Origin of the sequence: Oerskovia rustica, from assembly GCF_014836555.1 — a bacterium.
GTDB classification, from domain to species: domain Bacteria; phylum Actinomycetota; class Actinomycetes; order Actinomycetales; family Cellulomonadaceae; genus Oerskovia; species Oerskovia rustica.
Genome location: NZ_JACSQQ010000015.1, coordinates 106,788 through 117,692, shown reverse-complemented (window position 1 = coordinate 117,692; position 10,905 = coordinate 106,788). Strand labels below are relative to the sequence as shown.

At 70.8% G+C, this 10,905-nt stretch carries 9 protein-coding genes; 5 read left to right on the top strand and 4 right to left on the bottom strand.

The window, feature by feature from the left end; genetic code table 11:
* Nucleotides 1–80: 80 nt before the first annotated feature.
* Nucleotides 81–920, bottom strand: a complete 840-nt coding sequence (locus tag H9652_RS10790) for an LLM class flavin-dependent oxidoreductase (protein WP_318244111.1) — start codon at nucleotides 918–920, stop codon at nucleotides 81–83.
* A gap of 130 nt (nucleotides 921–1,050) precedes the next feature.
* Nucleotides 1,051–1,983 carry a DUF808 domain-containing protein gene (locus H9652_RS10785; protein WP_191796227.1) on the bottom strand — a complete coding sequence of 311 codons (933 nt, stop codon included), beginning with the start codon at nucleotides 1,981–1,983 and terminating at the stop codon, nucleotides 1,051–1,053.
* A gap of 212 nt (nucleotides 1,984–2,195) precedes the next feature.
* On the opposite strand from H9652_RS10785, the gene lpdA reads away from it, so the two are divergent.
* The 3 genes from lpdA (at nucleotide 2,196) to H9652_RS10770 (ending at nucleotide 4,226) form a co-directional block, all read left to right on the top strand.
* The gene (gene lpdA, locus H9652_RS10780; protein ID WP_138825114.1) at nucleotides 2,196–3,599 is read left to right on the top strand and encodes a dihydrolipoyl dehydrogenase; all 1,404 of its coding nucleotides are present in this window, start codon (nucleotides 2,196–2,198) and stop codon (nucleotides 3,597–3,599) included.
* A 112-nt stretch (nucleotides 3,600–3,711) separates the two neighbouring features.
* Nucleotides 3,712–3,975, top strand: coding sequence for a ribbon-helix-helix domain-containing protein (locus H9652_RS10775; RefSeq protein WP_191796226.1), 264 nt, complete (start codon nucleotides 3,712–3,714; stop codon nucleotides 3,973–3,975).
* Entirely contained in the window at nucleotides 3,972–4,226 is a 255-nt protein-coding gene (locus H9652_RS10770; RefSeq protein WP_191796225.1) for a toxin, read from the top strand. The genes H9652_RS10775 and H9652_RS10770 overlap by 4 nt, the downstream gene beginning before the upstream one ends.
* A gap of 7 nt (nucleotides 4,227–4,233) precedes the next feature.
* Here H9652_RS10770 and H9652_RS10765 read toward each other — a convergent pair whose 3' ends face one another.
* Both H9652_RS10765 and H9652_RS10760 read right to left on the bottom strand, forming a co-directional pair.
* Nucleotides 4,234–4,758, bottom strand: coding sequence for a GNAT family N-acetyltransferase (locus H9652_RS10765; RefSeq protein WP_225228054.1), 525 nt, complete (start codon nucleotides 4,756–4,758; stop codon nucleotides 4,234–4,236).
* Nucleotides 4,759–4,912: 154 nt separating this feature from the next.
* On the bottom strand, nucleotides 4,913–5,527 hold the full coding sequence (locus tag H9652_RS10760; protein WP_191796224.1) for a TetR/AcrR family transcriptional regulator: 615 nt from the start codon (nucleotides 5,525–5,527) through the stop codon (nucleotides 4,913–4,915).
* Nucleotides 5,528–5,605: 78 nt separating this feature from the next.
* Between H9652_RS10760 and H9652_RS10755 the strand changes: the two genes are divergently transcribed.
* Together H9652_RS10755 and H9652_RS10750 are read left to right on the top strand one after the other, a co-directional pair.
* Nucleotides 5,606–8,092 carry a glycoside hydrolase family 3 C-terminal domain-containing protein gene (locus tag H9652_RS10755; RefSeq protein WP_318244110.1) on the top strand — a complete coding sequence of 829 codons (2,487 nt, stop codon included), beginning with the start codon at nucleotides 5,606–5,608 and terminating at the stop codon, nucleotides 8,090–8,092.
* A 7-nt stretch (nucleotides 8,093–8,099) separates the two neighbouring features.
* The gene (locus H9652_RS10750; protein ID WP_191796223.1) at nucleotides 8,100–10,841 is read left to right on the top strand and encodes a glycoside hydrolase family 3 protein; all 2,742 of its coding nucleotides are present in this window, start codon (nucleotides 8,100–8,102) and stop codon (nucleotides 10,839–10,841) included.
* The last annotated feature ends 64 nt before the right edge of the window (nucleotides 10,842–10,905 follow it).

Here is a 10,905-nt window from a genome sequence, read left to right as displayed (position 1 = left end):
CCGCTCCCCTGGGCGGGGGAGCGGCGCCGTCGGCGTGTGCTCGCGGGGGCACCGAGGGTGGCCGCCGCACCCGCCGAAGGTCAGGGGCGCGGCGGGCCCTGGCGGATCCTTGCGAGCTGCGACTCTGCCGTCACCTTCGTCGGGTCCCAGCCGGCTTCGAGCCACCAGGTCGCGCCCGCAGCCTCGAGCGCTCGCGCGTCCTCGGCGGCAGCGTCGAGGTCCGTCGCGAAGTCGCGCTGCACGACGAGCTCGAACGGCCCGGCGCCCGGGTCACGGTGCTCGGCGACCCAGCCGGCGACCTCGCGCACCTCGACGGGCGTCAGCGGGTCCATGCCGCGGTCGCCGCGGAGCTGGACGGTCACGCCGTCCCAGCGCACCGCGCGGCTCATCGACTTCTCGCTCGGGAAGACGCCCACAGGCCATACCGGGATGCGCCCGTTGACGGGCTGGGGTGAGATCGTCATCTCGCCGGTCGAGATGTGCTTCCCGTCGAACGAGAACGCCTCACCGGACCAGGAACGCTCGAGGAACGCGAGGACGTCGTCGAGCAGCTCGGCCCGCTCGCGCAGCGACGTGAGCTGACCGGGGACGGCGCTGAAGCCGGCGTCGTCGAGCACCCCGACACCCGCCGGCAGGACCAGCCGACCGCCCGACAGGTGGTCGACCGTCAGCGCCTGGCGCGCGAGCTCCCACGGGCGCCTGCGTGGCATGGCGAACACGAGCGCGCCGAGCGTCACGCGCTGCGTCTGGACGGCGGCCGCGGCGAGGATGCCCCACGGGTCGTACCCCTCCATGCCGGGCAGGCTGATGCCGTCCCACGTGAAGTAGCCGTCCCAGCCGTGCTCCTCGGCCTCACGGGCCATCGTGACCAGCTCTGACGCGGAACCGAAGCTCCCGACGAACCCGAACTGCAAGCCCATGACATCCTCCTGCGACTCGTTGGCGGTCCTCCCACGGTAGGGGTGGCCACCCACACGCGCCGCGAGAACGAGAACGGGCGGGCTCCCGGAGGACCGGGAACCCGCCCGCAGCGCCCTGCGAGGGCGAGGATCAGTGCTTGTTCTTGCGCGGGATGAAGTGCACGACCGTCACGACGACCGCACCCGCCACGACGCCGACGATCGCCGAACCCAGGGTGTCGACGAGCCACACCAGGAACCCGCCGACCGCCGGGACGCCGTGCACGGCGTCCTCGAGGACGTGCAGGAGGTCGTAGGGCGCGTGCCAGCCCAGGTCGTAGGTGCCCTGCAGCAGGATGTGGCCACCGACCCACAGCATCGCGACCGTGCCCACGATCGAGATGACGGCCATGACGCGCGGCATCGCCTTGACCAGGCCGTGGCCGAACGACTTGACCCAGCCGGTCTCGCGCCCCGCCAGGTGCAGGCCGATGTCGTCCATCTTCACGATGAGCCCGACGATCCCGTAGACGACCGCCGTGATGAGCAGCGCGACGACGACCAGGATGATCGCGCGGGCCCAGAAGCCCTCCGTCGCGACCTCGTTGAGCGCGATGACCATGATCTCGGCGCTGAGGATGAAGTCGGTGCGCACCGCGCTCGACACCACGCTGTCCTCGTCGACGGCCTTCTTCGCCGCAGCGTCGTCGACGGCCTCGGCGTGCTTGCCCGAGACCATCTCCCAGAGCTTCTCGGCGCCCTCGAACGCGAGGTAGGCGCCGCCGACCATGAGCAGCGGGGTGAGCAGCACGGGGAGGAATTCGCTGAGCAGCAAGGCCGCGGGGAGGATGAACAGGAGCTTGTTGCGCAGCGACCCCATCGCGATGCGCTTGATGACGGGCAGCTCGCGCTTCGCGGCCAGCCCGGCGACGTACTGAGGTGTGACCGCGGTGTCGTCGATCACGACACCGGTCGCCTTGACGCTCGCCCGCCCCGCAGCGGCGCCGATGTCGTCGACGGACGCGGCCGCCAGCTTGGCGAACGCTGCGATGTCGTCCAGGAGGGCTACGAGTCCAACGGCCATGAGGTCTCCACGAGGCCCGTGTCGCCGCCCACGAGCCCTGAGGTCGGGAATCGACGCGGCTGTAGCGCATCGTAACGACTCGGGCGCCCCGCCGTCGCGGCCCGTCCGCGCGCCGAGGGCGACGTACCCGCTGCCCGACGGCGCCACCGCCCGGGCGACGTGTGACGCGATCGGTCGCACCGCCGTCGGGCAGACGTCCTAGGCTGGTCCCCATGGCTAACCACTACGACGTCGTCGTCCTCGGCGCGGGCCCCGGCGGCTACGTCGCCGCCATCCGCGCGGCCCAGCTCGGCCAGTCCGTCGCGATCATCGAGGAGAAGTACTGGGGCGGTGTGTGCCTCAACGTCGGGTGCATCCCCTCCAAGGCGCTCCTGCGCAACGCGGAGCTCGCCCACCTGTTCACGCACCAGGCCGACTTCTTCGGCATGTCGGGGGACGTGTCGTTCGACTTCGGCAAGGCGTTCGACCGCAGCCGCGACGTCGCCGACGGCCGCGTCAAGGGCGTGCACTTCCTCATGAAGAAGAACAAGATCACCGAGTACGACGGGCGCGGCACGTTCCGCGACGCGAACACGATCGACGTCGCGCTGTCCTCGGGCCAGACCGAGACCGTGACGTTCGCGAACGTGATCATCGCCACGGGCTCGAAGGTCCGCCTGCTGCCGGGCGTCGAGCTGAGCGAGAACGTCGTCACGTACGAGAAGCAGATCCTGACGCGCGAGCTGCCGCGCTCGATCGCGATCGTCGGAGCCGGTGCGATCGGCATGGAGTTCGCGTACGTGCTCAAGAACTACGGCGTCGACGTGACGATCATCGAGTTCCTCGACCGTGCGCTGCCCAACGAGGACATCGAGGTCTCCAAGGAGATCGCCAAGCAGTACAAGAAGCTCGGCGTGAACATCCTGACGTCGACCGCGGTGCAGACGGTCGTTGACGGTGGATCGTCGGTGACCGTCTCCTACAAGGGCGTCAAGGACGACAAGCCCGGCTCGATCGAGGTCGACAAGGTCCTCATGGCTGTGGGCTTCGCGCCCAACGTCGAGGGCTTCGGGCTCGAGAACACGGGCGTTGCGTTGACCGACCGCGGCGCGATCGCGATCGACGACGTCATGCGCACCAACGTGCCCCACATCTACGCGATCGGCGACGTCACCGCGAAGCTCATGCTCGCGCACGTCGCCGAGGCGCAGGGCGTCGTCGCGTCCGAGACCATCGGCGGCGCCGAGACCATGACGCTCGGCGACTACCGCATGATGCCGCGCGCGACGTTCTGCCAGCCGCAGATCGCGAGCTTCGGCCTCACCGAGCAGCAGGCCCGCGACGAGGGCTTCGACGTCAAGGTCTCCAAGTTCCCCTTCACGGCCAACGGCAAGGCGCACGGTCTCGGCGAGCCCACGGGCTTCGTCAAGCTCGTCGCCGACGCCCGCTACGGGGAGCTGCTCGGCGGCCACCTGATCGGCCCCGACGCGTCCGAGCTGCTGCCCGAGCTCACGCTCGCGCAGAAGTGGGACCTCACGGCGTCCGAGCTGGGGCGCAACGTGCACACCCACCCGACGCTGTCGGAGGCCGTGCAGGAGGCTATTCATGGGCTCGCGGGGCACATGATCAACTTCTGACCTGGTTGGATGTCGGCCAGCGTGAACGGGCTGTGACAGAGGCCCGGACCTGCGAGTTCTCGCGGGTCCGGGCCTCTGGCCTCTCCGGACGCTTCCGTATACGATAATCAGCATGAGCCAGAAGAAGGTGCGAGGAAAGGCCGTCGACGACGACCAGGTCCAGGCGTGGGCCGACGAGGCCGAGGCCGGCTACGACGTCGGCGTCCTGCGGCGTCGTGGGCGCCCGAGTGTTGGTGAAGGTCCGGGGATCGTGGTGCCGGTGCGGTTGGACGCCCGAACACTCGAGGCGCTCACCGAGCGTGCCCGGGCCGAGGGGTTGGCGAACCGTTCCGAGGCGATCCGTGCTGCGGTGCGCGCCTGGACCCACGTGGCGTGAAGCTGCATGCCTCGGCCCGAAAGCACTTTCGACGCGACAGGCTGACCGAGTCCGGCATCCTGTGCGCTGCCCAGGACCCGGTGTTCCGAGCCCCGCTCGATGACGAGGACGACCCGCGACGCTGGCTCCTGCTGGGCTTCGACGACGGCGGGAGGATCCTGGAGATCGTGATCCTGGTGTTCGACTCCGGTGAGGAGATGGTCATTCACGCCATGAAGGCGCGTGCGCAGTACCTCGACCTGCTGCCTTGACCGTCGCTCACGTTGACCGCCCCGGTGCGAGCGCGCCCGGGGCTCGCGCCAGGCGCACCTCGCTCACCCCGTCCTCCACCTTGCTCACCCCGTCAGCCAAGAAGCCCTGCCTCGCGTAGAACGCCTGGGCCCGCGGATTGGGGTCGGCGACCCAGAGCCCGGTCGAGCCGCCGCCCGGGAGGACAGCCTCCATCAGGCCGTGTCCCGCGCCGCTGCCGTGGAACGCGTCCAGCAGGTACAGCACGTAGAGCTGTGCGTCCCAGTCGGCGTCGGGCTCGGAGGTAGGACCGGCGAGAGCGATCCCGACGACGGTGCCGTCGGCCTCGGCGACCGCCGTGGAAAACGACCCGTACCGCTCTTCGACGAGCACGGCTCGCCAGAATCGCTGGCGCGTCGGCAGCAGGTCCGGGGCGTCGAGCACCTCGTCGCGCATCAGCCCTCGATAGGTCTGCTGCCAGGACTCGACGTGGACGCTCGCCATTGCATCGACGTCGTCAGGACGGGCCGGGCGGACGGTGAGGGGCGAGCGCATCGGCCCAGGGTAGTGGTCCGCCACCGCTCGACTGTGCCGTGTCCGGCCACCCGGTCCGCCCGACGCCGGAGCCCACCTTCCGCGCGACGGCTCGCTCCGCCGTCGGGCTCCCTGGGTAGCCCGCGCGCGTGCGGCGCGACCCGTCAGCCGGGCGTCACCCGATCCCGAACTCCCGTCGCAGCATCTCCCCGACCATCGCCGGGACGTCGACCTCCCCAGGGTGGAGCGCGTCGAAGACCTGGAGCCCTTCCCAGGTGGAGATGACGAGCGCGGCGCGGGCTTCGGGCGAGGCCCCGGCGTCGTCCAGCACGCCACGTGAACGCTGCGTCCGGATCATCCCGCCGATGACCCCGATGAGGACGCGATGCCGCTCCTGCAGCACCGGCCGCGCGGGATGACCAGGCGTCCCGGCCTCGGCCGAGAGGGTCGAGAGGAGCTGCACCAGGCCGGGTGCTTCCCGGTTGCGCTCGGCGGTGCTGACGAACCCGTCGACGAGGTCCTCGGCGGTGAACTCTGAAGGCATCTCGGGCGGCGCGTGCTGCGCGTCGTGCCACTCGATGACGGCGAGGAGCAGCGCGGTCTTGTTGCCGAAGTGGTGCAGGAGGGTCGAGTGGTCGATCCCGGCCTCGCGGGCGATGCCGCGCAGGGATGCCCCGTAGAACCCCTTCTGGGCGAAGGCTTCTGCCGCGCGGGCGACGATCGACTGCTTGGTCGCGCGCCCGGTGGCGTATCCCGATCGCCCGGTCGTGGCTGCTTGCTGCGTGGTCACGGTGCATCCCCTCCGAGGTCAGAGGCTACCCTCTCTCGTAATTCCACCAACTGGTGGAGGTTGGGCTAGCATGTGGCCGTGCTCACTCCTGACGCCCGACGACGTGCCCGTAGCGAGATGACCCTCACCGAGAAGGCCTCGCTCACCTCAGGCGCGAACTTCTGGAACACCAAGCCGGTCGACCGGCTCGGCGTTCCCTCGATCATGCTCACCGACGGCCCGCACGGTCTGCGCAAGCAGGGCGGAGCGGCGGACCACCTCGGCCTCAACGCGAGCATCCCCGCCACGTGCTTCCCGACGGCCGCCACGCTCGCCAACAGCTGGGACCCGGGCCTCGTGGAGCGGGTGGGCGAGGCGCTCGGCGCCGAGGCCGCCGCCGAGGGCGTCAGCGTCCTGCTCGGCCCCGGCCTCAACATCAAGCGCAACCCGCTCGCGGGCCGCAACTTCGAGTACTTCTCCGAGGACCCGCTGCTCGCGGGCCGGCTCGCCGCGGCGCAGATTCGCGGCATCCAGTCCCGCGGCGTGGCCGCGAGCGCCAAGCATTTCGCGGTGAACAGCCAGGAGACGCACCGCATGACGATGGACGAGGTCGTCGACGAGCGCGCGCTCCACGAGACCTATCTCGAGGCGTTCCGCATCGCGGTCACCGAGGGCCGGCCCTGGACCGTCATGAGCTCGTACAACAAGGTCAACGGGACCTACGCGAACGAGCACCGTGAGCTCCTCGACGAGATCCTGCGCAAGCGCTGGGGCTTCGACGGCCTGGTCGTCACCGACTGGGGCGGCAACAACGACCGCGTCGCGGGCCTGGTCGCAGGCAACGCGCTCGAGATGCCGTCGACCGACGGGGTGACCGACGCCGAGGTCGTGCGCGCGGTCGAGGAGGGGCGCCTCGACGAGGCGGTCCTGGACGCCCGCGTCGACGAGCTGCTGACGCTGATCGAGCGCACGGAGCGCGCCCGCGCTACGAACCGCACGCCCGACGGCGCCGCACCGGTCGACCTCGACTCCCACCACGCGCTCGCGGTCGAGGCCGCACGGCGCTCGGTGGTCCTGCTGCGCAACGCGCGCGGGACGCTGCCGCTCGGGCGCCATTCGGGCCGCGTCGCCGTGATCGGCGACTTCGCTGCCGACCCCCGGTACCAGGGGGCGGGCAGCTCGCTGGTCAACCCGACCCGGCTGGACGTGCCGCTCGACGCGCTGCGCGACAGCGACCTGGAGATCGTCGGCTACGAGCAGGGCTACGCGCGCCGTGACGGTGGGCGGGGCGCGTGGGACTCGGCTCCGTCGGTCCGTCGTCGCCGTCGGGCGGTCCGTCTCGCGGAGCGTGCCGACGTCGTGCTGCTGTTCCTCGGCCTGGACGAGTCCGCCGAGGCCGAGGGGGTCGACCGGACGCACATGCGGCTCGCCCGCAACCAGCTCGCGCTGACCCGCGAGCTGACCACGCTCGGCGTGCCCGTCGTGGTCGTGCTGGCCGGTGGCGCGCCCGTCGAGCTGCCGTTCGCCGAGCACGTCGACGCGATCGTGCACGGCTACCTCGGTGGTCAGGGCGGTGGCCGGGCGATCGCCGACGTGCTGACCGGGAAGGTCGACCCGGCCGGACGCCTCGCCGAGACGTACCCGCTGCGCTACACGGACGTGCCGTCGTCGGCGACGTTCGGGCGGACCGAGGCGACGTCCGAGCACCGCGAGAGCATCTACGTCGGCTACCGCCACGCCGACAAGGTCGGCCTGCCGGTCCGCTACCCGTTCGGCCACGGGCTGAGCTACACGACGTTCGAGCACAGCGACCTCGTCGCGGACCGCAAGAGCGTCCAGGTCACGATCACCAACACCGGCGACCGCGTCGGGACCGAGACCGTGCAGGTCTACGTCGAGGCGCCGGGCGGGGCCCAGGGCGAGTTTCGTGCGCCCCGCGAGCTCGCCGGGTTCGCGCAGGTCACCCTGTCACCGGGGGAGAGCGCGAGCGTGGCCGTCGACCTCGCGGAGCACGCGTTCGCCGCCTACGACACGGGCAGCCACGGGTGGCGCACCGTGCCTGGCACCTACACCGTGCAGGTCGGCGCGTCGTCGCGCGACCTGCGGCTGTCCGCGCCCGTCGTGGTCGACGGCGAGCCCTGGCCGCTCTCCACCGGCAGCGCCGCCGACGACCTGCCGCACTATGTCAGCGGCCAGGTGGACCGCGTCCCCGACGACGAGTTCGCCGCGCTCCTGGGACGGACGCCCCCGGCCTCCGACTGGCCCGCCGGGCGCCCGCTCACGCGGGCCGACATCATCGCCCAGGCACGTGGTCGTGGCGGCGTGGGAGGCGGGCTGGTCCGGCTCATCGACGCGGCCGGACGGCTGCTCATGCTGCTGGGGCGTCCCCACGCGGCGAACAACACCCGTTTCGTCCTCGACCTGCCGTTCCGGTCGGTGTCGCGGATGAGCGCAGGCACGGTCGACGAGGCGATGCTCGACGGCCTGCTGCTGATGGTCAACCGCCGGTTCTGGAGCGGCGTGCGCCGCCTGGTCCCGGCATGGCGTGCCCACGCGATGGCCGCGCGGGCTCCGAAGAAGGACTGAGAAGGACATGGCGACACGCAGAGAGATCAAGCGGGACGCGGTCGCGCGCGCACAGGAGCTGCGCGCGACCAGGCGGGCCCGACGCGCCGAGCTGAAGGCGATGGCGCCGCAGGAGCGCAGGGCGGCCAAGGCGGCCGACAAGCGTGCGGCCCGTGAGGCGAGGAAGACCGCGAAGGCGGAGCGTAAGGAAGCCCGCGCCGGGATGACCCGGGCCGAGCGCCGTGAGGACAGGCGGCGCGCGCGCATCGACCGCAAGGTCGAGCACCGGCCTCGCCGCGCGGTCGGCTGGGGCGTCACGGCCGTGGCCGTGATCGCGATCGGGGGACTGGTCGCACCGTTCGCGAGCGCGTTCGGCCGCCTCATGACGATCGAGTACGACTCGTCCACCGCAGCTGGCGTGGCCGCCCGCGAGAACGCTGCCCAGGTCTCGGAGGACATCTCCGACGAGGGGATCGTCCTGCTGAAGAACCAGGACGACCTCCTGCCGTTGGCGGAGGACTCCCTCAACGTCTTCAGCTTCGCGTCCTTCAACCTCATCCTCGGGGGCGGCGGGTCGGGCGGCAGCAACCAGTCGCAGTCCGTGACGTTCTACGACGCCCTCGCCGAGCAGGGGGTCACGGTCAACCCCGAGCTCAAGGCGACCATGGAGGAGGCCGGTGCCAGGACCAGCACGGGCAACAGCAACGGGCTCCTGCAGATCGCGAGCTCGATGCTCAAGCCGGCCGAGGGCGAGCCCGCCCCGGACTACCTCACCGACGACGTCATGGCCCAGGCCGCACAGTTCTCCGGCACCGCGCTGGTGGTCATCGGGAACGACGGCGTCGAGGGGTCGGACATGAGCCCCGAGCAGCTGCGCCTGACCGACGAGCAGCGCGAGCTGTTCGACGTCGTGACGGCGTCGTTCGACGACGTCGTGGTGGTCGTGAACTCGGGCAACCAGATGGAGCTCGGCTTCCTCGACGAGTACCCGCAGATCAGGTCCGCGGTGTGGATCGGCACGCCGGGCCCGCGCGGCGCGGTCTCGCTCGCCAAGGTGCTGACGGGCGACGTGAACCCGTCCGGCCGCCTGACCGACACCTACGCGTTCGACGTGACGAGCGCCCCGGCGATCGCCAACGTCGGAGACTTCGACTACGCGAACGCCAAGCGCTCGTACATGGACTACGAAGAGAGCATCTACGTCGGCTACCGCTACTACGAGACGCGCTGGGCGGGTGACGAGGCGGGCTACGCGCAGGCCGTCCAGTTCCCGTTCGGCCACGGCCTGAGCTACACCACGTTCGCGCACGAGGCCACGGCGCCGCGCGTCGAGGGTGACACGATCAGCGTCGACGTCACGGTGACCAACACGGGCGGCACGGCGGGCAAGGACGTCGTGCAGGTGTACTTCTCGGCCCCCTGGACGCCGGGCGGCATCGAGAAGTCCGCGATCGAGCTCGCGGGCTACGACAAGACCGGGATGCTCCAGCCGGGGGAGTCCGAGACCGTGACCGTCACGTTCGACGTGCGCGACATGGCCTCCTGGGACACCGAGGGTCACGGCGCGTACCTGCTCGAGGCGGGGGCCTACCAGTTCTCGGTGCGCACCGACGTCCACACGCCGGTCGCGCAGTTCGACCACGTGGTGGCCGAGGACGTCGTCTACGCCACGGACGCCGACACGGGGGCCGAGCTCACGAACCGCTTCGACTACGTCGAGGGCGACCTGACGTACCTCTCGCGCTCCGACTGGGAGGGCACGTGGCCGCAGGCGCCCGAGGCCGGGGCCACGGCCTCCGACGAGCTGCTCGCGCGCATGGACCCGGAGATCGAGCCCGCCGAGGGCGAGACGCCGACCTACGGCGCCGACAACGGCCTCGTCCTGGCCGACCTCGCGGGCCTCGACCACGACGACCCGAAGTGGGAGGAGTTCCTCGACCAGCTCACGCTCGACGAGCAGGTCGACCTCTTCGCCAAGGGCGCGTACCGCACGCACGCGGTCGACCGCCTGGGCATCCCCGCCATGGACCTGCTCGACGGGCCCGCCGGGCTGAACTCCCTGTTCAGCTCGCTCGAGGCTGCCGCCTATCCGACCCAGATCGTGGTGGCCTCGACCTGGAACGACGACCTCGCCCGCGCGCTCGGCGAGTCGGTGGGGACCGAGGCGAACGCCTACGGCATCGAGGGCTGGTACGCCCCGGGCATGAACCTGCACCGCACGGCCCTGGGTGGGCGTGACTTCGAGTACTTCTCGGAGGACCCGCACCTGTCGGGCATGATGTCGGCCGCGATGGTCTCGGGCGCCGAGAGCAAGGGGGTGCTGACCTTCATGAAGCACTTCGCGCTCAACGAGCAGGAGGTCAACGCCCGCACGGGCGTGAACGTCTTCGTCGACGAGCAGGCACTGCGCGAGCTGTACCTCAAGCCCTTCGAGATCACGGTCAAGGAGGCCGACCCGACGGGTGCCATGAGCTCGTTCATCAACATGGGCGGCGTGTGGGCCGGTGCCAACGAGCAGCTCCTGCAGGACGTGCTCCGTGGTGAGTGGGGTTTCCAGGGCGTCGTCTCGACCGACGCGGTGCTCGGGGCCTGGATGGACCCCGGCCTCGCGGCCCGCTACGGCAACGACCTCATGCTCGCGATGCTCCCGGGCTCCGACAAGGCGACGAAGGCCGCGGTCGACGAGGACCCGGTGGGGGTCGGGAACGCACTGCGTGACCGCGTCCACACGGTCCTGTACACCACCTTGCAGACGAACCTGTTCGACTGATCCTGGCAGTCTCCTTCAGGCGCCCGACGCCGGAGCGCACCTTCCCCGTGAAGGTGCGCTCCGT